The 23,776-nt window shown below is 68.1% G+C and carries 21 protein-coding genes; 3 read left to right on the top strand and 18 right to left on the bottom strand.

Annotated features, from left to right (window positions below; all coding sequences use genetic code 11):
• The 6 genes from FND50_RS15190 to FND50_RS15165 form a co-directional block, all read right to left on the bottom strand.
• On the bottom strand, positions 1-1,320 hold the full coding sequence (locus FND50_RS15190; RefSeq protein ID WP_210752954.1) for an ammonium transporter: 1,320 nt from the start codon (positions 1,318-1,320) through the stop codon (positions 1-3).
• Positions 1,321-1,579: 259 nt separating this feature from the next.
• Positions 1,580-2,971: a signal recognition particle-docking protein FtsY gene (ftsY, locus tag FND50_RS15185; protein WP_144286257.1), complete on the bottom strand. Its 1,392-nt coding sequence runs from the start codon at positions 2,969-2,971 to the stop codon at positions 1,580-1,582.
• A 66-nt stretch (positions 2,972-3,037) separates the two neighbouring features.
• Positions 3,038-6,643 carry a chromosome segregation protein SMC gene (gene smc, locus FND50_RS15180; RefSeq protein WP_144286256.1) on the bottom strand — a complete coding sequence of 1,202 codons (3,606 nt, stop codon included), beginning with the start codon at positions 6,641-6,643 and terminating at the stop codon, positions 3,038-3,040.
• Between the two features lie 22 nt (positions 6,644-6,665).
• Positions 6,666-6,926 carry an acylphosphatase gene (locus tag FND50_RS15175; RefSeq protein ID WP_005259398.1) on the bottom strand — a complete coding sequence of 87 codons (261 nt, stop codon included), beginning with the start codon at positions 6,924-6,926 and terminating at the stop codon, positions 6,666-6,668.
• 14 nt (positions 6,927-6,940) lie between these two features.
• Positions 6,941-7,855 carry a hypothetical protein gene (locus FND50_RS15170; RefSeq protein WP_144289063.1) on the bottom strand — a complete coding sequence of 305 codons (915 nt, stop codon included), beginning with the start codon at positions 7,853-7,855 and terminating at the stop codon, positions 6,941-6,943.
• Positions 7,855-8,295, bottom strand: a complete 441-nt coding sequence (locus tag FND50_RS15165) for an OsmC family protein (protein WP_005240454.1) — start codon at positions 8,293-8,295, stop codon at positions 7,855-7,857. Before FND50_RS15165 ends, FND50_RS15170 begins: the two co-directional genes overlap by 1 nt.
• Before the next feature lie 147 nt (positions 8,296-8,442).
• On the opposite strand from FND50_RS15165, the gene FND50_RS15160 reads away from it, so the two are divergent.
• A complete protein-coding gene (locus FND50_RS15160; RefSeq protein WP_144286255.1) occupies positions 8,443-9,147 on the top strand; it encodes a pyridoxamine 5'-phosphate oxidase family protein in 705 nt (234 codons plus the stop codon).
• On the opposite strand, the gene mutM is transcribed toward FND50_RS15160, so the two are convergent.
• The 10 genes from mutM to FND50_RS15110 all read right to left on the bottom strand — a co-directional run bounded on the left by mutM (position 9,089) and on the right by FND50_RS15110 (position 21,099).
• A complete protein-coding gene (gene mutM / locus FND50_RS15155) occupies positions 9,089-9,967 on the bottom strand; it encodes a bifunctional DNA-formamidopyrimidine glycosylase/DNA-(apurinic or apyrimidinic site) lyase (protein WP_144286254.1) in 879 nt (292 codons plus the stop codon). The two genes, FND50_RS15160 and mutM, sit on opposite strands and share 59 nt — an antisense overlap.
• Positions 9,960-10,718: a ribonuclease III gene (gene rnc, locus FND50_RS15150; RefSeq protein ID WP_144286253.1), complete on the bottom strand. Its 759-nt coding sequence runs from the start codon at positions 10,716-10,718 to the stop codon at positions 9,960-9,962. The genes mutM and rnc overlap by 8 nt, the downstream gene beginning before the upstream one ends.
• Before the next feature lie 19 nt (positions 10,719-10,737).
• Positions 10,738-10,920, bottom strand: coding sequence for a 50S ribosomal protein L32 (rpmF, locus tag FND50_RS15145; protein WP_005240446.1), 183 nt, complete (start codon positions 10,918-10,920; stop codon positions 10,738-10,740).
• A 2-nt stretch (positions 10,921-10,922) separates the two neighbouring features.
• Positions 10,923-11,483: a DUF177 domain-containing protein gene (locus tag FND50_RS15140; protein WP_144286252.1), complete on the bottom strand. Its 561-nt coding sequence runs from the start codon at positions 11,481-11,483 to the stop codon at positions 10,923-10,925.
• 158 nt (positions 11,484-11,641) lie between these two features.
• Complete coding sequence (locus FND50_RS15135) at positions 11,642-12,415, bottom strand: DivIVA domain-containing protein (RefSeq protein WP_005566190.1); 774 nt, start codon at positions 12,413-12,415, stop codon at positions 11,642-11,644.
• 108 nt (positions 12,416-12,523) lie between these two features.
• Complete coding sequence (coaD, locus tag FND50_RS15130; RefSeq protein ID WP_005240440.1) at positions 12,524-13,018, bottom strand: pantetheine-phosphate adenylyltransferase; 495 nt, start codon at positions 13,016-13,018, stop codon at positions 12,524-12,526.
• On the bottom strand, positions 13,015-13,581 hold the full coding sequence (rsmD, locus tag FND50_RS15125) for a 16S rRNA (guanine(966)-N(2))-methyltransferase RsmD (protein WP_133986538.1): 567 nt from the start codon (positions 13,579-13,581) through the stop codon (positions 13,015-13,017). Before rsmD ends, coaD begins: the two co-directional genes overlap by 4 nt.
• Positions 13,578-16,982 (bottom strand): pyruvate carboxylase, encoded by a 3,405-nt coding sequence (locus tag FND50_RS15120; protein ID WP_144286251.1) that lies wholly within the window; start codon positions 16,980-16,982, stop codon positions 13,578-13,580. Before FND50_RS15120 ends, rsmD begins: the two co-directional genes overlap by 4 nt.
• A gap of 155 nt (positions 16,983-17,137) precedes the next feature.
• A complete protein-coding gene (gene recG, locus FND50_RS15115; RefSeq protein WP_005259422.1) occupies positions 17,138-19,396 on the bottom strand; it encodes an ATP-dependent DNA helicase RecG in 2,259 nt (752 codons plus the stop codon).
• A gap of 8 nt (positions 19,397-19,404) precedes the next feature.
• Positions 19,405-21,099, bottom strand: a complete 1,695-nt coding sequence (locus tag FND50_RS15110; protein ID WP_144289062.1) for a DAK2 domain-containing protein — start codon at positions 21,097-21,099, stop codon at positions 19,405-19,407.
• Positions 21,100-21,335: 236 nt separating this feature from the next.
• Between FND50_RS15110 and rpmB the strand changes: the two genes are divergently transcribed.
• Positions 21,336-21,527, top strand: a complete 192-nt coding sequence (gene rpmB, locus FND50_RS15105; protein WP_005240429.1) for a 50S ribosomal protein L28 — start codon at positions 21,336-21,338, stop codon at positions 21,525-21,527.
• Between the two features lie 148 nt (positions 21,528-21,675).
• A complete protein-coding gene (locus FND50_RS15100) occupies positions 21,676-22,464 on the top strand; it encodes an enoyl-CoA hydratase/isomerase family protein (protein ID WP_144286250.1) in 789 nt (262 codons plus the stop codon).
• 109 nt (positions 22,465-22,573) lie between these two features.
• On the opposite strand, the gene FND50_RS15095 is transcribed toward FND50_RS15100, so the two are convergent.
• Both FND50_RS15095 and FND50_RS15090 read right to left on the bottom strand, forming a co-directional pair.
• A complete protein-coding gene (locus FND50_RS15095) occupies positions 22,574-23,251 on the bottom strand; it encodes a uracil-DNA glycosylase (RefSeq protein ID WP_144286249.1) in 678 nt (225 codons plus the stop codon).
• On the bottom strand, positions 23,248-23,769 hold the full coding sequence (locus tag FND50_RS15090) for a gamma carbonic anhydrase family protein (RefSeq protein ID WP_144286248.1): 522 nt from the start codon (positions 23,767-23,769) through the stop codon (positions 23,248-23,250). Before FND50_RS15090 ends, FND50_RS15095 begins: the two co-directional genes overlap by 4 nt.
• Between the last annotated feature and the right edge of the window lie 7 nt (positions 23,770-23,776).

The following is a 23,776-nucleotide window of genomic DNA, read 5'->3' as shown; positions in this document are numbered from 1 at the left end:
TCATCCCTCCTTGCCGGATACACGAGCAGTTGCCGAGTTTCCGCCGAGAGCGGCGAAATCGTAGCCAGTTTCTGCGTGTTCCGACTCGTCCACTCCAAGTGATTCACCCTCGTCGCTGAGCCGCAGACCGATCGTGAACTTCACGATCAACGCGACGACGGCTGTACCGACGAGCGAGTAAAGCAGTACTGCTCCGGCGCCCACTGCCTGACGCCAGAGTTGGTCGAGGCCTCCACCATAGAACAGTCCGACAACACCCGCGGGCGCCTCAGCCGTTGCGACCAGGCCCACCATCAGCGTTCCGACGATGCCGCCGACGAGGTGGACACCGACGACATCGAGCGAGTCGTCGAATCCGAAGCGGAACTTGAGTCCGACCGCGAGCGCGCAGAGTGCGCCCGCCACGACGCCGATGGCGAGTGCGCCGAGGACGTTCACCGAGGAGCAGGAAGGCGTGATGGCAACCAGGCCGGCCACGATTCCGGACGCCGCGCCGAGTGTGGTGGCGTGGCCGTCGCGAATCCGCTCGACCAGGAGCCAGGCGAGCATGGCCGCGCACGTTCCGATGACGGTGGTGATGAAGGTTGCTCCGGCGATGCCGTTGGACCCGACAGCCGAACCGGCGTTGAAACCGAACCAGCCGAACCAGAGGAGGCCGGCGCCGAGCATCACGAAGGGCAGGTTGTGCGGGCGGAACGGGGTTCCCGGCCATCCCTTGCGCTTGCCGAGAATGATCGCGAGGACGAGGCCGGCGGCGCCGGCGTTGATGTGGACGGCGGTACCACCCGCGAAGTCGACCGCGGCGAGCTTGTTGGCGATCCAGCCACCGGTCTCGGCGGTGACACCGTCGAAGGCGAACACCCAGTGCGCCACGGGGAAGTACACGACCGTCGCCCAGAGGCCGGCGAACAGCAGCCAGGGCCCGAAGCGCAGGCGATCCGCCACGGCACCCGAAATGAGGGCGACGGTGATGATCGCGAACATGGCCTGGAACGCGACGAACACCGTCGCGGGGATGGTGCCGACGAGCGGGATCGCGGAATCGGCGATGACCGAACCTGCGTCGTCGGTCTCGGCGAGGTAGGACCCGCCGAACAGTCCCTTGAGTCCGAAGTACTGGAACGGATCACCGACAAGGTTTCCCTTGTCCTCACCGAAGGCCATGGAGTAGCCGTAGAGAACCCACAGGATGCCGACGACACCCATCGCGCTGATGCTCATCATGAGCATGTTCAGCACGCTCTTGGCCCGCACCATGCCGCCGTAGAAGAACGCAAGACCCGGAGTCATGAGTAACACGAGCGCGGCGCTGGTCAGCATCCACGCTGTGTCCCCGGTGTCCGGTGCACCGATAGTGGGGAAATCCACCTTGAGCCTCCTCCTTCTCTGCCCAGCCGGTAGCGGCTGACGACCTGAGAAGAAGGGTGCTCAGTTGGTGTTTCGGCTATGCCACTGCACTGTTTCGCGCTCGTGAACGCATCGGCCTATTTTGTTGCGTCCAGGTTTCGCCAGGCGATTTGCGGTCGGTTTCATCTCCCCGGAGCGGTCCGGGACCCCGCGACGACCCCGAATCGCTGCGTCAGCCGAGCAACGCGTCGACGAAGGCGCCCGGCTCGAACGGCGCCAGATCGTCGGCGCCCTCACCGAGCCCGACGAGCTTCACGGGAACCCCCAGTTCGTGCTGAACCTGGAACACGATGCCGCCCTTGGCGGTGCCGTCGAGCTTGGTGAGGACCACACCGGTGATGTCGACGACCTCGGCGAACACCCGCGCCTGCGCGAGGCCGTTCTGGCCGATGGTCGCGTCGAGGACGAGGAGCACGTCGTCGACCGAAGCCTTCTTCTCGATGACCCGCTTCACCTTGCCGAGCTCGTCCATCAGTCCCGTCTTCGTGTGGAGCCGGCCGGCGGTATCGATCAGCACGACGTCGACGCCGGTATCGATTCCCTTGGACACGGCGTCGAACGCGACGGCCGCCGGATCTGCGGCTTCCTTCCCGCGCACCACCTCGGCGCCCACTCGCTCGGCCCACGTCTGCAATTGGTCCGCGGCGGCGGCACGGAACGTGTCGGCGGCACCGAGCAGCACGCGCCTGCCGTCGGCCACGAGCACCCGTGCGAGCTTGCCGGTGGTGGTGGTCTTGCCGGTGCCGTTCACACCGACGACCAGCAGGACCGCCGGGTGGTCGTCGTGCGGCAGGGCACGGATCGAGCGATCGAGTTCCGGCCGGAGTTCGGCGACCAGGACTTCACGCAGCAGCGCGCGGGCATCGGCCTCGGTGCGGACGCTGCGCGATGCCATCTGCTCACGCAGCGACGTGACGATCTTCGTGGTGGTCGCCGAGCCGAGGTCGGCGATGAGGAGCGTGTCCTCCACCTCTTCCCAGGAGTCTTCGTCGAGATCACCACCGCCGAGCAGTCCGAGCAGGCTCTTGCCCACCGCGGACTGGGAACGGGACAGCCGCCCCCGCAGGCGGTCGAGCCGTCCTTCGGTAGGGGCGATGACGTCGAGCACCGGCACTGCGGCAGCCGGTTCGGGTTCGGGTGCGGGCGCGACCTCGGGTTCCGCTTCGACCTCCGGCGAGACGACCGGTTCGTACGTGACCGGCTCCGCCGGGGCCGTCGGCTTCTCCGGGGCCTTCTCAGGGGCCTTTTCCGGCGCCGGGGGCGCGACGACCTCGGGTTCGGGCGCAGCCACCTCGGGTTCGGGCGCCGGTTTCGGCAGAACCGGCTCGGGCGCAGGCGGACGCGGCGGTGCCGTCGCCGTCGACCCCTGGCTGAAGTTGAACCCGCCGTCCGCCCGGTAACTGCCCGAACGGTCCTTCTCCGCCGTGGTGACCTGCGGGGTGTCCGGCGCCTTCAGGGAAATCCGGCGACGCCGATACAGCAGGGACCCGACGACGAGAACGACGAGAAGTACGGCCAGTGCGGCCGCGATGGCAATCCAAGCTCCGGTAGTCACGCCGCCCATTGTTTCAGGCTCCGGATTTCGTCGCGCACTGCCTTCCCGCCCGCGCCGTCCCGGAGCGGGTCGAAATCACGCGTCCGCGGCCGCCATGTCCTGGCCACGGAGCCGCTGCGAGATGACGGTGGTGATGCCGTCGCCGCGCATGCTGACGCCGTAGAGCGCGTCGGCCACCTCCATCGTCGGCTTCTGGTGGGTGATGACGATCAGCTGCGACTTCTCCCGCAACTGCTCGAACAACCCGATGAGACGACGCAGGTTCGTGTCGTCCAGCGCGGCCTCCACCTCGTCCATCACATAGAAAGGGGACGGCCTGGCCCGGAAGATCGCCACGAGCATCGCCACCGCCGTCAAAGACTTCTCGCCACCGGACAGCAGCGACAGCCGCTTGACCTTCTTGCCGGGCGGGCGGGCCTCCACCTCGATGCCGGTCGTCAGCATGTTCGACGGATCGGTGAGCACCAGCCTGCCCTCACCACCGGGGAACAGCTTCGCGAACACCTGCACGAATTCGCGTTCGACGTCCGAATAGGCCTCGGTGAACACCTGCAGGATGCGGGCATCGACGTCGGCCACCACCCCGAGAAGATCCTTGCGGGCGGTCTTCACGTCCTCGAGTTGAGTCGAGAGGAAGTTGTATCGCTCCTCGAGTGCGGCGAACTCCTCGAGTGCCAGGGGGTTGACCTTGCCGAGCGTCGCCAGGTCCTTCTCGGCACGTTTCGCGCGACGTTCCTGCGTGGCGCGGTCGTACGGAATCGGTGCGGGCATCGTGACCTGCTCGCCGCGCTCCTTCGCCTGCTCGTACTCCTCCATTTCGAGTGCGGACGGCGGCAGCGCGACATCGGGGCCGTATTCGGCGATCAGATCGTCCAGGCCGATCCCGTGCTGTTCGAGGATCGCCTCCTCGAGCTGCTCGATGCGCAGCGCGGCCTGGGCGCGAGCCACCTCGTCGCGGTGCACGGCATCGGTGAGCGACGCCAGCTGTCCGGTCAGCTGACGCACCTTTTCCTTCACCTGTTCGAGTTGGGTCGTCCGCTCGGTGCGGGCCCGGGCGAGTTCGTCACGGTGCGCCATCGCGGCGTCGACGACGTCACCGAGGTGCTCGGCGACCCGCTGTCCCGACTCGGCGACCGCCGCCGCGACGGCGGCCGCGTTCTGGCGGGCCTTCATCGCGCGTTCGGCGCGGGCGCGCGCGTCGCGTTCCACCTGTGCGGCGCGGCGCAGGGAGTCGGCCTTGCCGCGCACCGACTCGGCGCGCTCCTCGGCCGTGCGCACGGACAGCCGGGCTTCCACTTCCACGGCCCGCACTTCGGCCAGTGCGGCGGCCGCCATCTCACGATCGATGCTCGTCGTGTCGGAACCGCCCGTGTCGGCGCCGGCGGACGACCCGTCCTGTTCCGCCAGGCGCAGCCGTTCCTCGAGTTCGACGAGCGCGGTCAGCGTGTCCTCGCGACCGCTCTCGGCCTTGTCGCGCTGCGCCATGAGCCGATCGGATTCGGCGTGCGCGGCCCGCGCGGCCTGGCCGAGGCGGCCGAGGCGCTCGTAGATGGCGGACATCGCGGCGTCGGACTCGTTCAGCGCGGCCAGTGCCTGCTCGGCGTTCTCCTGGCGGTCGGCTTGTTCCGCGACCGCGCCGGACAGTGCCGCGGACAGTTCCTCGGCGCGACGTTCGGCGCGGGCGAGATCCTGCACCGAGTTGTCGATGGCGGCCTGGACCTCGAGGGTGCTCGGCTGACGGTCCGACCCGCCGCTCATCCAGCCCGCTCCGAGGAGATCTCCGTCGCGGGTGACGGCGCGCACGTCGGGCCTGCGCCGGACGGTTTCGACGGCGTCGTCGAGGGAATCGACCACGACCACTCCACCCAGGAGCGCCGCGAGTCCGGTCCGCAGTTCGGCGGGGCAGTCGATGACGTCGACGGCCCACCGGGCGCCGGAGTCCAGGTGTCCGCCGTTCGGCGCCGCCAGATCGGTTCCGATGACCAGGGACGCCCGACCGCTGTCCGTCTCCTTCAGCGCACCGACCGCGCTGCGGGCGGCGTCGAGGGATTCGGCGACGACAGCGTCGGCGGCGGGGCCCATGGCGGCCGCGACGGCGCCCTCGTACCCCTTCTCGACGGTGATGAGGCCACCGATCGGTCCGCGGATGCCGTGTTCGCCGCGATTCTCGACGAGCCAGCCGGCGCCGTCCTTGCGTTCGAGGCCCATCGACAGTGCGTCGATCCGGGCACGCAGGGATGCCACTTCCTGCCCGGCTGCGCGCTCCTCGGCCTGGAGTTCGGTGACGCGTTCGGTGATCAGACGCAGTGCCTCGACGGCACGCTCGTGGTGGGAATCCAGTCCGAGCTCGCCGGCGTCGAGGTCACCGATCTCGTCCTGGACGACCTCGAACTCTGACTGTGCCGCGTCGCCGCGCTGGCGGGCCTCCTCGATCGCGACGGTCAGCCGGGACACTTCGGCGTCGACGGAGTCGGCGCGGGTGCGCAGCGTGTCGACCTGGCCGGACAGCCGGGCCAGGCCTTCACGGCGGTCGGCGATCGCCCGGACCGCTGCCATGTGGGCTCGTTCCGCCTCGGCGGCGGTCTCCTCCCCCAGTGCCAGCTGCTCCTTGGCCGCGTCCAGCGCCGCGCGCGCCATCTCGACGGCTTCGACGAGCTCCATTTCCTCCGCGGCGATCCGGTCGGCGCGGGCCTCCATCTCGTCGGGATCCTGACCGCGGTTCGCGGAGGGCTCGGCGTCGAGGTGACGCGCCCGCTCGCGGGCGATGCGGATGGTCGCGTTGACGCGCTCGGCGAGTGCCGACAGCTGGAACCAGGTCTGCGCGGCCGCTTCCGCACCCGGTGTGAGCCTCGACAGTTCCTGTTCGTGCCGTCCCAGCTCGAGATTGGCTTCGTCGAGTGCCTCCGTGACCTGGTCGTGCTGCTCTCGCGCGACCTTCTCGTCCTGAGCCTGGTTGGCCAGGTCCTCGCGTCGCGTGACCAGGTCGTCCGCGGCGAGCCGCAGCTTCGCGTCGCGGAGGTCGGCCTGCACGGTCTGGGCGCGGCGTGCCACCTCGGCCTGCCGTCCGAGTGGTTTGAGCTGGCGCCGCAGTTCCGCCGTGAGGTCGTTCAGGCGCGCCAGGTTGGCCTGCATCGCGTCGAGTTTGCGGACCGCCTTTTCCTTGCGTTTACGGTGCTTGAGGACACCGGCTGCTTCCTCGATGAACGCGCGCCGGTCCTCCGGACGGGATTCGAGGATGGCGGCAAGGCGGCCCTGACCGACGATCACGTGCATCTCCCGGCCGATGCCGGAGTCGCTGAGCAGTTCCTGCACGTCCATCAGCCGGCACGAGCTGCCGTTGATCTCGTATTCGCCGGCTCCGTCGCGGAACATGCGCCGGGTGATCGACACCTCGGAGTAGTCGATCGGCAGGGCGCCGTCGGAGTTGTCGATGGTCAGCGTGACCTCGGCGCGTCCGAGGGGCGCCCGCCCGGCGGTGCCGGCGAAGATGACGTCTTCCATCTTGCCGCCGCGCAGCGCCTTCGCCCCCTGCTCGCCCATCACCCAGGTGAGCGCGTCGACGACGTTGGACTTACCCGACCCGTTGGGCCCCACGACACAGGTGATTCCCGGCTCGAATCGCAGAGTCGTTGCGGACGCAAAGGATTTGAATCCCTTCAGCGTCAGACTCTTCAGATGCATGACGGAGAACTTTACCTGCGGTTCACCGTTCCACGAACCCGGTGAGGTCGCCGCGGGCGGAATCCCATTGCTCCACGACGAGATCCACCGCGCCCGGCGTGTCTCCCGACCGCAGCAGCGTCAGGAGGGTCTCCAGCTTGTCGCGAGGCCCCTCGGCGATGACGAGCACGCGGCCGTCCTTCTGGTTGGCCGCGTATCCGACGAGGCCGAGTTCCAGCGCGCGGGCGCGGGTCCACCACCGGAATCCCACACCCTGCACGAATCCGTGCACCCACGCGGTCATTCTCTCCATGTCCGTCACGACCGTTCGAGTTTGTAGATCTTCCCGGTGAAGCTGGTGGCGTAGAGCGCGTCCGGATCCCAGCCCGGCCCGGCGCCGAACCGCACCGACGACACCAGCGGCAGCCCGGACGCGAGGGCGCAGCTCTCCCCCGTCGTGGGATCGACCCGCACCACTTTGCCGCCGCCGTTGTAGGCGACGTAGACGATGCCGTCCGGTCCGACGGTGAGATCGTCGGCCGCGTTGAGGGGCCCGGAGCCGGGCAGTTCGACCGACACGACGGGACCGCTCAGGTCGTCTTCGCGGAGGATGCGCAGCGTGGTGGTCGTGTCGAACGTCGTCACCGTGTAGACGTTGCCGTCGTGCGCGGCGAGACCGTCGACCGTTCCCAGATCGGTGCGCACGACCTCCGGTGTGTGGGGATCCGCGGCTGGAACGCGGGTCAGCCCCGCCCCGGAACCCAGATTCCGGGCGGTGAGAATGTCTCCGCTACTCAGCCGGACCAGCCCGTTCGGCATGACCAGCCCCTCGGCCACGGTTCGTCTGTCACCCGTGGCGAGGTTCACGACGTCGACCGTGCCGTTCGCCGAGCCCGTGACCCCAGCGGCGAAGGAGTTCCCCGTGGCGAAGTACGCGTCGGCGCCGTCCACGGCGATTCCGCCGGGCGACTCGACCTCGGGCACGATCGGGGTGACGGTGCCGTCGAGGGCTCCGCCGCCGACCAGGCCTGTTCGCGACACCAGCATGGTGCCCGCCCCGTCGAAGGCCAGGTTCTCGAGAACCCCCGCCCCGGACGCCACCTCCGACACCGACCACGGGGTGCACGCGCCGCCGGGCGGCGAGAACGCGGGCCCGGCGGCCGCGGGCGCGACCACGAGCAGACCCGCGCAGAGCGCCGTCCCGCCCGCGAGCGCGGCCAGCTCACGCCGCATCATGCTTCTCTCTCGACGGTCAGCGTCACTTTCGTCCCGGCCTTCAGCGTCCGCCCGACCGTGCAGACCTTGTCCACCGACCGCTCCACGAGCGCCACCAGACGCTCCTGCGCATCGGCGTCGAGTTCGCTGAGGTCCAGCTCCATGACCTCGTCCAGCTGCGGGTACACCTCGTTCTCCCGGTCCGCGGCACCGGACACCCGGATGGTGGCGTCGTAGTTGTCGCCCAGCCGCCGCGACAGCGGGAAGTCCGAGCTCATTCCGCTGCACGCGGCGAGTGCGATCTTCAGGAGTTCCCCGGGGGTGAACACGCCCTCCACGCCCTCCGAGCCGATCAGGACCTCGGCGCCGCGCGAGCTGCGGCCGGTGTACCGCCGGGTGCCCGTTCGCTCGACCCACAGTGAGGTGGGCGCCGTCGTGTCGGAAGTCTGTTCTGCCATGCGCTCAATCCTGCCACCGATCGACGCACCACCAGGTAGGTGGGTGGGCGGCAGTGGCTTCCGCGCAATTGTGAACGAGGATTCTCAGCGGAGGGAACCGGTGGGCCGTAGGGTGAACCGACCAATGACGCCGAGACGTAGCGGGGAATGCAGATGGGCCAGATCGGTAGTGCGGGAGAGCGCCAACTTCAGTCCGAGTACGGGACCGAGGATCGTGCCGCCAATTTCTACGCGGATCAGATGCTGGACCATCTCAATCCGACGATGATCGAGTTCATCGGACGCCAGGAGATCGCCTTCATCGCCACCGCCGACGCGTCCGGCGAATGCGACAACAGTCTGCGCGCCGGGACACCGGGATTCATGCACGTCATCGACTCGAAGACCCTCGCGTACCCGGAGTACCGCGGCAACGGCGTGATGGCGAGCCTCGGCAACATCCGGGAAAACCCGCACGTCGGAATCATTCTCGTGGACTTCGTGCAGGACCTCATCGGACTGCACGTGAACGGTTCGGCCCGGATCGTCGAAGACCCGGTCCTCCGCTCCGACATCGCGGATCTGCCTGCGGACCACGCGAACGGCCGGATCCCGGAACGCTGGGTGGTGGTGGAGGTGGAGGAGGCATACATCCACTGCCGAAAGCACATTCCGAGAATGGCACCGGTCCCCCGCCACCGCGAATGGGGCACCGACGACGTGAAACGCAAGGGCGGCGACTACTTTGACGCCAAGGCGACACCACGCCACGACACCGACGGACAGTTCGCCGACGAGCCCGTGACCGCCGAGCTCACACAGACGATTTCGCCGGGCTTCTCCGTGGTGCCGGCTGGCACTTCGGGCAACTGAACGACGAGCGGTTCATGAATTTCTCCCGCCGGATCGCGGAGCCGCACCGCGGGCACGGGCGATCCTCCTGACCGTAGGCGGACAGCGAACGGTCGAAATAGCCCGACTCGCCGTTGACGTTCACGTAGAGCGCGTCGAAGGACGTGCCGCCCTGCGTGAGTGCCTCACGCATGACCTCCCGGGCGGCCGTGAGCAGTTCACGGACCTTGGGACCACTCAGCCTGTCGGTGAGCCGATTTCCGTGGATCTGTGCGCGCCACAGCGCCTCGTCCGCGTAGATGTTGCCGATGCCGGAGACGACGGTCTGGTCGAGAAGCGCACGCTTGATCTCGGTGTGCTTGCCGCGCACGACCTTCACGGTCGCCGCGAGGTCGAACCGCGGATCCAGTGGGTCACGGGCGATGTGCGCCACCGAGTCCGGCACGAGCGAGCCGTCGACGTCGACGAGCGGTGCCAGCGCCCAGCCCCCGAACGTCCGCTGGTCGACGAACCGGAGGTCGAGACCGGAATCGAGCCGGGCACGGATGCGCAGATGCTTCTCGGTCGGCAATTCCGGTGGCTGCACGAGCATTTGACCACTCATGCCGAGATGCACCACGAGAGCGACCGTGCTGGGTTCGAGGACCAGCCACAGATACTTTCCACGACGGTCGGCGCTCGCGATGCGTTCGCCGGTGAGCTGTCCGGCGAGGTCGGCGGCGCCGGGCAGATGACGCCGGATCGCCCGCGGATGCAGGATGTCGACGGAATCGATCGACGCCCCCACGATGTGGCGTTCGAGTCCACGCCGGACCACCTCGACTTCGGGCAGTTCAGGCACTGACGTCGTCGGCCGCTACGTCGGGGCCTGCGTCGGACAACGCATTCCACGCCGTGCTCGCAGCCTTCTGCTCGGCCTCTTTCTTGGAGCGGCCGATACCGACGCCGAGGGGCTTGCCGCCGACGATCACGGTGGCGGTGAATTCCTTGTCGTGGTCCGGGCCGGTCGCGGTGATCTCGTACGCCGGGACGCCGACGCCACGCTCCGCGGTCAACTCCTGCAGACTCGTCTTCCAATCGAGACCCGCACCGAGACGGGGGGCCCGCTGGAGGAGCTCGCTGAAGAGGTCGAGTACGACGCGTCGCGCCGTGTCGATGCCGTGCTCGAGGTGGATGGCGCCGAGAATCGACTCCATGCCGTCGGCCAGGATGCTCGGCTTGTCACGGCCACCGGTCATCTCCTCGCCTTTACCGAGCAGGAGATGGGCACCGAGGCCGCCCTCACCGAGACTGCGGGCCACCTCCGCGAGCGCGTGCATGTTGACGATGCTCGCCCGGATCTTCGCGAGGTCGCCCTCGGACTTGTCCGGATGCGCAAGGTAGAGCTTCTCGGTGACGGTGAGTCCGAGCACGGAGTCACCGAGAAATTCGAGACGCTCGTTGGTGGGGAGACCACCGTTCTCGTACGCATACGAGCGGTGCGTCAACGCCAAGGTGAGCAGCGAAGGCTCGATTTCTACGCCGAGGGCGGCGAGGAGGGAAGCATGATCCTCCTCGCCGCCGGCGGGTGTATTACTGATGTCGCTCGTCACAACGCCTCTCCGCGGAGAACTAGACGGCGGCAGTGACCTGGCGGCCCTTGTATGTGCCACACGACGGGCACGCGACGTGGGGCAGCGTCTTCTCGCCGCAGCCACGGTTGGGGCAGGTGACGAGAGTAGGCACAGTGGTCTTCCACTGGCTGCGACGCGACCTCGTGTTGGATCGCGACATTCTGCGCTTGGGGACAGCCACTTCTACTTCTCCTCGGCTTCGGTGTTCACAAGATTCTTGCTGGGTTCTGATTCCACGCCAAATTTGGCTGCAAGACCAGCCCAGCGAGGATCAAGTATGTCATGCCCATGGCCAGATTCGGCAATCGCCAGGCGAACGCCACATTCTGGGCACAATCCTTGGCAGTCGTCACTGCAGAGCGGCTGCAATGGCAGTGCGAGGCCGACGGCATCGATCACGACGGGTTCGAGGTCGATCTCGTCGTCCACGACGTGATAGACCTCCCCCTCCTCCGTGGTCTCTTCCGTTGTGCTGTCCGGGTATGCGAACAGCTCCGTGAGACTCAGGTCCACCGTGTCGGAGAACGGCTCGAGACATCTCGAGCACTCCCCCACGGTGTCGGCTCGCAACGAACCGGTGACCAGGACCCCCTCGGATACGGCCTCCAACCGGAGATCGAGATCGATCTCCGATCCTTCCTCGATGGCGATCAGGTCGAGACCGATGCGCTGTGGCGCCGTCACCACCCGTTCCACGGTGCGCATCGAACCGGGACGACGGCCGAGTTTGACCGTGTCCAGCACGAAGTCCGCGTCCCGTCGGGAACGCGATGAGCTGTGGCGATGGGATGACAACAAACTTCACTTTCGAGAAAAGGGAAACGACAAAGGGCAACCACTCCACGATACGCAATCTGCGCGGTGGAGCCAAATTCGATCGAGTGCGCCGACCCGACCGTCGCTCAGCGGCGACGCTCGGCGCGGCGGTCGTCGACGTCGTAGTCCGAGGCGTAGTCGGGAACACCCGAACCGGTCCGCAACTGCTGACGTCCTCGGCCGACGGACCGGACGGTGCCGTTCAGGAAGTCCTCGAATTCCGCGAGCTTCGTGTCGACGTACAGATCGCAGTCCGAGCGGAGACGATCGGATTCGGCGTGCGCGGAGTCGATCACCCGGGCCGACTCGGCGTGCGCCTCCTGGACGACCTCCGTCTGCGAGACGAGGCGCGCCTGCTCCGCCGTGCCCTCCGCGACGGACCTCTCGTACGATGCCTTGCCCGACTCGATCATGCGATCTGCCTCGGCCCGCGCTCGACCCGTGAGTGCGTCGTACTCGCGCTGGCCTTCCGCGACCGAGGACTCGGCCTCGGCGCGCGCGTCGGTGACCAACTGCTCGGCGTGCGCGCGGGCCTCGGCGACCATCCGGTCGGCCTGCGCCTTCGCGTCCGCCAGAATGCGGTCGGCGTCGTCTCGCGCGTTCTCGATGGTGGAGTTCGCCTCGGCGTTGGCGCTGGAGATCGTCTTCTCCGCGTTGGACCGCGCGTCCCCCACCAGTTTGTCCTTGTGGTCCAGGACGTCCTGGGCGTCGTCGAGTTCACCGGGAATCGCATCGCGCACGTCGTCGAGCAGTTCGAGGACGTCACCGCGTGGAACCACGCAGCCGGCGGTCATCGGTACGCCGCGTGCCTCTTCGACAATCGCGACAAGTTCGTCGAGCGCCTCGAATACCCGGTACACAAGCAACCCCAATCATCCATGACCCTCAGCAGGTCGGCGCAGCCTTCTCCGTGCAAGTCTGCCCGACCGGACGCCGAGGGTGTGTCGTGGCAGCCGGTGTGTCGGGTATCAGCTGCTCTCGGCGGCGCGCTCGGCGATCCTCGCGAGAAGACGGGCGTGGACCTTCTCGGGCAGCATGTCGGAGACGTCGCCACCGAACGTGGCCACTTCCTTCACGAGCGAACTCGACAGGTAGCTGTACGTGGGATTGGTCGGGATGAAGAGGGTGTCGACACCACTGAGCTTCTGGTTCATCTGCGCCATCTGCAGCTCGTAGTCGAAGTCGTTGGCGCCGCGCAGGCCCTTGACGATCGCTGTGATCCCTTGCTGCTTGGCGTAATCCACCAGCAGGCCGTGCCAGGACGAGACCCGCACGTTGGGCAGCTCACTGGTCGAGTCTTCGAGCATCTCGATGCGCTCTTCGACGGTGAACAGGCCACGCTTGCTCTTGTTGACCATGACCGTCACGATGACCTCGTCGAACTGCGCGGCAGCTCTGCCGATCACGTCAAGGTGGCCATTGGTCACGGGGTCGAAGGATCCGGGGCAGACAGCGCCAGTCATGAGTCCAGACCGTAGCAGGTCGCCAATTCAATTCTCGCCTCGCCGTACTTCTTCGCCTTGACGGGTGCGAAGCCTTCGGGCCAGGCCGTCTCGGGTGACCTCGACGACCGCTCGAGCACCACGATCGAGCCGTCGCCGACCCAGCCGTTGACCCGCAGGTGGCCGAGCACCGTCTGCACCGCCTGGTCGTCGACGGCGTACGGCGGATCCGCCATCACCAGGTCGTACGGCCGGTCGGCGGCGCCCGCGAGCACCGCCGCCACCGGAGCGCCGCGGACTTCCGCGCCCGGTAGACCGACGGTGCTCACGTTGTGTTTGATGATGCCCGCCGCTTTCGCGTCGGACTCGACGAGGACGACGCGGTCCGCACCCCGGGAGAGCGCTTCCAGGCCGAGCGCCCCCGATCCCGCGTAGAGATCGAGGACGGACGCGCCCTCGAGGTCCATCCGGCTGTGCAGTGCGCTGAACAATGCCTCGCGGACCCGGTCCGAAGTGGGCCGGGTCCCGCTCGGCGGGACCCGCAGGCGTCGGCCGCCCGCGAGCCCCGCGATGATCCGAGTCACTCGCTCGCGGACTCCCCTGTCGCCACGACGGCGAGCAGGTCGCCGCCCTCCACCTGCTGGACCGATCCGATGGCCAGCCGGGAGACCGTGCCACTCCGCGGGGCGGTGATGGCCGCTTCCATCTTCATGGCCTCGATGGTCGCGATCGTGTCGCCCGCGGAGATGTGCTGGCCCTCGGTCACGGCGAGGGTCACCACACCGGCGAACGGCGCCGGCACGTGGCCGGGGTTGTTCTTGTCCGCCTTCTCCGCGGCGGGCATCTCACTGGAGATGGACCGGTCGCGCACCGACACCGGACGCAGCTGCCCGTTGAGGATGCACATGACGGTGCGGTATCCCCGCTCGTCGGGTTCGGAGATGGCCTCGAGCCCGATGATCAGCTCGACACCCTGCGCGAGGCGGACCCGGTGCTCGTCGCCGCGGCGCAGGCCGTAGAAGAACTGGTTGGCCGAGAGCTGCGACGTGTCGCCGTACTTGTCGCGGTGCTCGAGGAATTCCTTCGTAGGGCCGGGGAACAGCAGCCGGTTGAGCGTCGCGCGGCGTTCCGCGGACGTGCCGGAGAGGGCCTTCTCGTCCTCCGCGGACAGCGGCACCTCCGGCTTCGCTTCGCCGCGGCCTTCGAGTGCCCGGGTGCGGAACGGTTCGGGCCAGCCACCGGGCGGGGTGCCCAGTTCGCCGCGCAGGAATCCGACCACCGAGTCGGGGATGTCGAACTTCGCCGGGTTGTCCTTGAATTCCTCGGTGGAGGCACCGGATCCGACGAGGTGCAGGGCGAGGTCGCCGACGACCTTCGACGACGGGGTGACCTTCACGAGGCGGCCGAGCATGCGGTCGGCGGCCGCGTACTTGGCCTCGACCTCCTCGAACTTGTCGCCGAGACCGAGGGCCACGGCCTGGGTGCGCAGGTTCGACAGCTGACCGCCCGGGATCTCGTGCGTGTAGACGCGTCCGGTCGGGGCCGGCAGCCCCGACTCGAAGGGCTTGTAGACCTTGCGCAGCGCCTCCCAGTACGGCTCGAGGTCGCACACGGCCTGCAGGTCCAGGCCGGTGTCGTACTCCGAATGCGCGGCGGCCGCCACGATCGCCGACAACGCCGGCTGACTGGTGGTGCCCGCCAGCGCGGCCGAGGCCCCGTCGACGGCGTCCGCGCCTGCCTGCCACGCGGCCAGGTAGGTCGCGAGCTGACCACCCGGGGTGTCGTGGGTGTGCACGTGCACGGGCAGGTCGAAGTTCTTGCGCAGCGCCGTCACCAGGGTGGTGGCGGCCGGGGCGCGAAGCAGTCCGGCCATGTCCTTGATCGCGATGACGTGCGCACCGGCCTCGACGATTTCCTCCGCCAGGCGCAGGTAGTAGTCGAGGGTGTACAGGTTCTCGTTCGGGTTCGACAGGTCGCCGGTGTAGGACAGCGCGACCTCGGCGAGCGCGGTGCCGGTCTCGCGGACGGCGTCGATGGCCGGCCGCATCTGGTCGACGTTGTTGAGGGCGTCGAAGATGCGGAAGATGTCGATGCCGCTGTTCGTGGCTTCCTCGACGAACGCCCGCGTCACCTTCTCCGGGTACGGGGTGTACCCGACGGTGTTCCGGCCACGCAGCAGCATCTGCAGGCAGATGTTCGGCACGGCCTCACGCAGCGCCGACAGCCGGTACCAGGGATCCTCGTGCAGGAACCGCAGAGCCACGTCGTAGGTGGCACCACCCCAGGCCTCGATGGAGAGCAGTTCCGGGGTCAGCCGGGCGACGTGTCCGGCGACGTCGAGCAGACCGCTGGTGCGCACGCGGGTCGCGAGCAGCGACTGGTGTGCGTCGCGGAACGTGGTCTCCGTGACGGCGAGGGCCTTCTGCTCCCGCAGTGCCTTGGCGAATCCTTCCGGGCCGAGGGCGAGGAGCTTCTGGCGACTGCCGTCCGGCGGCGGGGTGGACAGGTCGATCTGGGGCAGCTTGTCGCGCGGGTACACAGCCGACGGCCGCTCGCCGTGCGGCTTGTTGACGGTCACGTCGGCGAGGTAGGTGAGGATTTTGGTGCCACGGTCCGCGGAGCTGCGCAGCGTGAGCAGCTGGGGGCGCTCCTCGATGAAGGACGTGGTGACCCGGCCGGCCTTGAAATCGGGGTCGTCGAGCACCGCCTGCAGGAACGGGATGTTCGTCGACACGCCGCGGATGCGGAACTCGGTGACCGCGCGGCGGGCCCGGGCGACGGCGGTTTCGAAGTCGCGGCCGCGGCAGGTGAGCTTGACGAGCATCGAATCGAAGTACGCGGAGACCTCTGCGCCGACCGACGTTCCGCCGTCGAGGCGGATACCGGCACCACCCGGGGTGCGGTAGCCGGTGATCCGACCGGTGTCCGGGCGGAACCCGTTGGCAGGGTCTTCGGTGGTGATGCGGCACTGCAGGGCCGCACCGCGCAGCGTGATCTTGTCCTGGCTCAGGCCCAGATCCGCGAGGGTCTCCCCCGACGCGATCCGCAACTGCGATTGCACGAGGTCGACGTCCGTGACCTCTTCGGTGACGGTGTGCTCGACCTGGATGCGGGGGTTCATCTCGATGAAGACGTGGTTGCCGCGGGTGTCGAGGAGGAATTCGACGGTGCCGGCACAGGAGTAGTTGATCTCCTTCGCGAACGCGACGGCGTCCGCGCAGATCTTCGCCCGCAGCTCTTCCGAAAGGTTCGGGGCAGGCGCGAGCTCGATCACCTTCTGGTGACGGCGCTGCAGCGAGCAGTCGCGCTCGAACAGGTGGATGACGTTGCCCTCACCGTCGGCCAGGATCTGGACCTCGATGTGACGCGGGTCGACGACGGCCTGCTCGAGGAACACCGTCGGGTCGCCGAACGCCGACTCGGCCTCACGCGCGGCGGCCTCGATGGACTCCTTGAGCTGAGCCCGCTCGGCGACGCGCCGCATGCCGCGGCCACCGCCGCCGGCGACGGCCTTCACGAACAGCGGGAACTGCATGGTCTCGGCCGCGGCCAGCAACTCGTCCACGTCGGCGGACGGCTCCGAGGACGCCAGCACCGGCAGACCGGCTGCCTTCGCCGCGGCGATCGCGCGTGCCTTGTTGCCGGTGAGCTCGAGTACCTCGGCGGACGGACCCACGAACGTGATGCCCGCCTCGGCGCACGCGGCGGCGAGATCCGGGTTCTCGGAAAGGAAGCCGTAGCCGGGGTAGATGGCGTCGGCGCCTGCCTGCTTGGCCGCGGAGACGATCTCGTCGACGGAGAGGTACGCCCGAACCGGGTGTCCCTCCTCGCCGATCTGATAACTCTCATCAGCCTTCAGACGGTGGATCGAGTTCCGATCCTCGTACGGGAACACCGCGACCGTTCCAGCACCTAGTTCGTAGGCGGCACGGAAAGCGCGGATCGCAATTTCGCCACGGTTGGCGACCAGGACTTTGGAGAACATTGGAGCAAACTACCCCGCCGTCGACGGCCGCGGATAAATGGCATCCCACATTTCAGGATCGTCCACAAACTTCACAAAGACCCCCCTGACGTGTGCGAATTCTGCAACAGACCCGAAACAGACGAGCAAAGATTTACGTGAAGCGAAGTAAGTTCTCACGTTTTCTCCAGATATTCGATGCGGTCCGCGTCGAGCGCCGACGTCACCATCGCCGACAGTCCGGGATGGTTCTCGAGGCGCGGGTCGTCCGCGATCACCGAACGCGCGAATTCGGACGCCGCGGCGATGACGTCCTCGTGGCCGAGCAGCGACAACAGCCGCAACGTGGACGTCGTGCCCGACTGCGCCGCACCGAGAATGTCGCCCTCGCGGCGCGTGGCGAGGTCGAGTTGCGCGAGTTCGAAGCCGTCGTTGGTCGACGCCACGCTCGACAATCGCTCGTAGGCGGGACCGCCCGGATTCATCTTCGTGACGAGAATGCATAGGCCCTGGTGTTTGCCACGGCCGACGCGTCCGCGCAGCTGGTGCAGCTGACTCACACCGAAACGGTCCGCGTCGACGATCACCATGATCGTCGCGTTCGGGACGTCGACACCGACCTCCACGACCGTGGTGCACACGAGGACGTCGATATCGCCGGCCGTGAAGTCGCGCATCACCGCGTCCTTCTCGTCCGCGGGAAGCCGGCCGTGCAGCAGACCCACCCGCAGGTCCGGCATGACGCTGCCGCTCAACTCCTCGAACACCTCGACGGCGGACTTCGTCTCGGGCGCCTTCTCGTCGAACGCGTCCTCACCGTCACCCTTCTCGCCGTCGCCGATGCGCGAGCACACGACGTACGCCTGCCGCCCCTCGGCCACGTCCTCGCGGATCCGTTCCCACGCGCGCGCGACCCACTGCGGCTTCTGGGACGCGGGTACCACACTGCTCTTGATCGGTGACCGCCCCTTCGGCAGCTGGCGCAGCGTCGACACCTCGAGATCGCCGAGCACCGTCATCGCGATGGTGCGGGGAATCGGCGTCGCCGTCATCACCAGCAGATGCGGGCTCAGGCCCTCCCGCGCCCTCGACCGCAGCCGGTCGCGCTGCTCGACACCGAACCGGTGCTGCTCGTCGACCACCACCATCCCGAGATTGAAGAATTCGACGTTGTCCTGGATCAGGGCGTGCGTGCCGATGACGATCCCGGCGTCGCCGGTGATCGCCTCGTTCAGAGCCGTGCGTTTGGCGGCGACCGGCATCGACCCCGTCAGCAGCGCCACCCGTGTGGCCTTCTCGTGCGCCCCGAGCTCCCCCGCGGTCGCGAGGGAGCCGAGCATCGCCCGCAGCGACCGGGCGTGCTGCGTCGCGAGGACCTCGGTCGGCGCGAGCAGGGCGCACTGGTAGCCGGCGTCGACCACCTGGAGCATGGCGCGCAGGGCCACGATCGTCTTACCCGAACCCACCTCACCCTGCAGCAGCCTGCTCATCGGGTGCGGCTGCGCCAGATCGGCCGAGATCTCGTCGGCGACCGCGTGCTGACCGTCGGTGAGCTGGAACGGAAGCATCTTCTCGAACACGTCGGCGATCCCGCCGGGCACCGGCGGGCACTCGGGCGCGACTCGCTCGGCGTTGTCGTGGCGGCGCCGGGCGAGAACCAGCTGCAGCGCCGTCGCCTCGTCGAACCGCAGACGGTCGTGGGCGTTCTCCACGTCCTCGCGGGTGTCCGGCAGGTGAACCGACCGGAGGGCTTCGTCGAGACCGATCAGGTCGCGTTCGGCCCGGATGTTCTCCGGCAGGGGGTCGTCGACGTGATCGAGCTGGTCCAGGATCTGGCGGACGCACTTCATGATCGTCCAGCTCTCCACGTCCCGGGTGGCCGGATAGAGCGGGATCAGCGCCCGGTCGAACACGGACAGGTCGACCCCCGCACCGGGTTCCTGCGACGCCCGGGCGATTCCCGCGAGATCCCCGGCACCGCGGATCCGGTCGACGTTCACGACGGGGTCCTCGCTGCCGGCACGCGGCTCGGGCAGGATGAGGTAGCTCGGATGGGTGAGACTCCACTTCTGGCGGAAGTACTTGACCGTTCCCGAGAACATCGCGCGCACACCCGGCTTGATCACGTGCTTGACCTTCTGCGGGCTGAAGAACGTGACGTCCACGTTCTGGGTGTCGGTCGACAGGACCACCTTGAGCATGCTGCCCGGCCGGTTCTTCATCTTCACGACGGCCGCGGACGTGACCCGGGCGATGATCGTGATGTGCTCGCCCTCCGGCGGATCCTTCTCCGCGAGCTCGCGGCCCTGCGAGGCGTACCGGTGCGGGTAATGCCGCAGCAGGTCCTCGACCGTGCGAATGTCGAACGCCTCCTCGAGCGCGTCGGCGGTCTTCTTCCCCAGCAGATGATCGAGCCGGTCGGACAATGTGGCCATCGAATTCCTCATTCCACCCCGAGTTGCAACAGATCTCCAGGTTGTCCACCGTGGTAGATCATCACCTCGACGCCGGGGTGCCGCTGCGAGATGTGATCGGCCAATTCCGTGTCCAGCCCCTCCGGTGCCTCCGACCCCATCAGGAGCGTCACCAGTTCGCCACCCGCGCCGAGGACGAGGTCGACGAGCCGCCGTCCGGCCGCGACCGCGTCCGGTTCGATGACGATCACCTCGTGACCCATCAGTCCGATGCCGTCGCCCGGTTCGCACGTGCCCACATAGGTGAGAGCCCGCTCCCGGGCGATGCGCAGCGATCCCCAGCGGGTGGCGGCGGCCGCCTCCGACATAGCGAACGCGTCGTCCACCGCCTCACGCTCGGGGTCGTGCACCGCCAGGGACGCGAGTCCCTGCACCATCGCGGACGTCGCGAGCAGCAGGACCTCATGGCGGGCGTCCCTCGCCGCGGCACTGACCGCGACGAGTTCCTGGGCCGTCAGCGCGCCGTTGGGGAGGACGAGCACCTCGGTCCGTCCCATCTGCCTGATGATGCCGAGAAGCTGGGCCCGGGTGACGGGGGCGTCGTCGCACCGGAGGACGGTCGCGCCTTCGCTGGCGAAGAGTTCGGCGGCGCCGTCCCCGGCCACGACGGCGACGATGCCCCGCTCCCCCTGATCCGGCCTGGTCCGGACCGGTGGAACGAACAATCCCTGGTCCCGCGCATCCACGAGGAAACTGCTGACCCGGATTCCGTGGATGCGTCCCGCCGACAGTCCGGCCTCCACGGCGGCGCCCGCGTCCGTGCAGTGCACGTGCACCGACCAGCCGCCGCCGCCGTCGCCGACGATCACGATCGAGTCCCCGAGGGCGTTCAGCGTGGTGCGCAACTCCCCCATGCGGTCCTCGTCGGACTCCGCGACCAGGTACATCACCTCGAAGTCCTGATCCGAGCCCTCGTCGCAGTCGGGTCCGGGTCCCGGATGCGCATGCGGGCCCCGCGACGCGGGCGGCGCGACAACGGGGACGGGCCCTGCGCGATGCGTGGACGGGGTGCGGCGCGGAACGTGGAGCGCGATCGGTGCGCGATCCGGCGGCGCACCCGTCACGGCCGTGACGAGAGCGTCGAGGATCACCACGAGGCCGAGTCCTCCCGCATCGACGACGCCCGCGGTGCCCAGCACGTCGAGTTGCGACGGCGTCCTGGTGAGCGCGGACGCCGCGGCATCCGCGGCTGCGCGTGCCGTGACCGCGATCGGCGCCTCGTCCGGGAACTCCGCCGCCGCGTCGGCCGCGCAGCGCAGCACGGTGACGATGGTGCCCTCCACCAGGTAGCTCACCGCGTCCGTCACCAGATTGGTGGCCATCAGAAGTCCGGTCCGGACCGTCCGGGTGTCGACGGCGGAGGTGACGGCCGCTTCCGCGACCCCTCGCAGCACCTGGGACAGGATCACTCCGGAATTCCCGCGCGCGCCTGCGACCGCACCCCGAGCCAGGGCGATGGCAACCTGCCGGACGTCCTTGGTGCCGCTTGCAGTGCCCGCGTACTCGTCGATCGCACCCAGCGCCGCCCGCATGGTGAACAGCAGGTTGGTACCCGTGTCGGAGTCCGGGATCGGAAAGACGTTGAGGCTGTTGATCTCCTCGCACCGCTTTTCCAGACCCGCGACGGCGGTCCGCGCCCACGATTCGAGGACTCGACCGTCCATCGGGAGCTCAGGGGCCACTGTCGTCCTCTCCGGCCAGGGGAATGGGAAGGTGCCGTCAGACTAGTCGGGGGACGATGATCGGGCCCGCGGTCCGAGCCCTTCGGGACCGGGTTTGGCCAATCCGCCCTCGAGCGGCTACTCTTGCACGGTTGCCTCGTACAGGGCGCGCTTGCTGTGCCCTGTCTCCATGAGGCCAGCAAATTTCACAGTTCACTATCTTGAAGGAGTTCGCGACTATGGCTGCCGTCTGCGACGTATGCGCCAAGGGGCCCGGCTTCGGTAAGTCGGTCTCGCACTCGCACCGGCGTACCAACCGTCGCTGGAACCCGAACATTCAGACTGTTCGTGCCGAGGTTGCCCCCGGAAACACCCGGAAGGTCAACGTCTGCACCTCCTGCCTGAAGGCTGGAAAGGTTGCTCGGGGCTGACCCGACGCTGCGTGCGATGTCACTGCGCCCCCGACACTTCGGTGTCGGGGGCGCAGTTTTTTATGCCGCCGCACCTTGTCCGATTCGGCATCGTCGCAGCGCATCGGGGCACGTCGGGCACCGGCAGGGGCCCACGTAAGGTGCAACGGTGACTTCTCTCGATGGACTCAGCAAAGTACAGCTCGAAGACGGCGTCCTGCGCATCACGATCGCGACGGCGGAGAACGGCACCTCGCTGGACGGCGAGGGCATGGTGGAGGGTGCCCGGGCACTCGAAGCGGTCGGTGACCGAATCGGCAGCGTCCTCCTCGTCGGGGAGGGCCCGAACTTCTGCGCGGGCGGCAACGTCCACGCCTTCGCGTCCGCACCGGTGCGAAGCGAATACGTCGCCGAGGTGGCGCGCGTGTTCCACGAATTCGTTCGTGCGCTCGACGCCGTGACCGTTCCGGTGATTGCCGGTGTTCACGGGTGGGCTGCGGGCGCCGGTATGAGCCTTGTCTGCCTCACGGACGTCGCCATCGGCGGCCCGGGCACCAAGCTGCGCCCGGCCTACCCGTCCATCGGCTTCACCCCGGACGGCGGCATGTCCTGGACCCTTCCGCGCATCGTCGGCGACGCCCGCGCGCGCGAGATCCTGATCACCGATGCCGTTCTGAGCGGTGACGAGGCCGTCCGCCTGGGCATCCTCAGCCGCCTCGTCGGCGACGACGTCGTTCAGGACGAGGCACTCCGGCTCGCCCGCACGCTCGCTGCCGGCCCGACGCCCTCCTTCTCGGGGATCAAGACGCTCGTCCGCGCCTCCCGATATCGCACGCTGGCCGAGCAACTCGACGCGGAGGCCGCGTCGATCGCCACCGCGGCCGACAGCCCGGTGGGACGCGAGGGCGTCGACGCCTTCGTCGAGAAGCGGCGTGCCGACTTCTCGTCGGTGCAGTGAAGCGGCGTGCCGACTTCTCGTCGGTGCAGTGAAGCGGCGTGCCGACTTCTCGTCGGTGCAGTGAAGCGGCGTGCCGACTTCTCGTCGGTGCAGTAGGGAAATTCGCCGATTACGGGAGCTGCCAGTTCACCGGCTCGGCACCCAGTCCGTCGAGGAGTTCGTTCGCCCGGCTGAACGGCCGCGATCCGAAGAATCCGCGCGACGCGGACAACGGTGAGGGGTGGGCCGACTCGATGGTCGGCACGTCGCCGAGCATCGGTTTCAACGTGGACGCGTCCCGGCCCCACAGAATTGCGACGAGGGGTTCGGGGCGCGCCACGAGAGCGCGAATGGCCTGCTCGGTCACCGCTTCCCAGCCCTTCTTCCGGTGTGAGGCCGGGAGTCCGGGCTGCACGGTGAGAACCCTGTTCAGCAGAAGCACTCCCTGGCGCGACCACGGGGTGAGGTCCCCGGTGGTGGGTGTCTCGTAGCCGAGGTCCTTGCTGTACTCGGTGAAGATGTTGCCGAGGCTGCGCGGCACCGGGCGCACGTCCGGGGCCACCGAGAAACTGAGACCGACCGCGTGACCGGGCGTGGGGTACGGGTCCTGACCCACGATCAGGACCTTGACCTCGGAAAACGGGTGGGTGAACGCCCGCAGGACGTTCTCTCCCGCGGGGAGGTACTCACGCCCGTCGGCGATTTCCGCGCGCAGGAACTCGCCCATCTCCGTGATCCGTCCGGCCACCGGTTCGAGGGCGTCTGCCCATCCGGCCTCGACGAGGTCCGACAGCGGCGCCGCCATCAGTCGAGCCTGCGCAGCGAGTCTCGGTAGTAGGCGGCGTTCGCGGCGTACATCTTCACGTTCATCTCGAGGTGCCCCTCGGGAACCTCGTAGTTTTGCCGGATCTTCGCGGGGACGCCGAGTGCCATGCTGCGCGGCGGAACCTCGAACTGGAACGGAACGACGGCGCCGGCTCCGACGACCGAACAGGCACCGATGACCGAACCGTTGAGCACGATCGATCCGGAGGCGATCAGGCAGTGGTCACCGATCGTGGATCCCTCGATGTGCGCGGCGTGACCGACGACGCACCCCGAGCCGATGACGGTGGGATCGATCGACGTGCAATGGATCACGGTGCCGTCCTGGATGTTCGTGTCGGCGCCGACGGTGATGGTGCCGTAGTCGGCGCGGAGCACGGCCTGTGGCCACACCGACGTGCCTGCCGCCAGGGTCACGTTCCCGATCACCACGGCGTCGGGATGGACGTAGGCGTCCGGATGGATGTCGGGTTCGCGGTCCCCGAGCGCGTAGATAGCCATGCGTGCA

This window comes from Rhodococcus sp. WB9, from assembly GCF_007558985.1.
Taxonomy (GTDB): Bacteria; Actinomycetota; Actinomycetes; order Mycobacteriales; family Mycobacteriaceae; genus Rhodococcus_F; species Rhodococcus_F opacus.
This window is presented reverse-complemented; position numbering and strand designations above follow the sequence as displayed.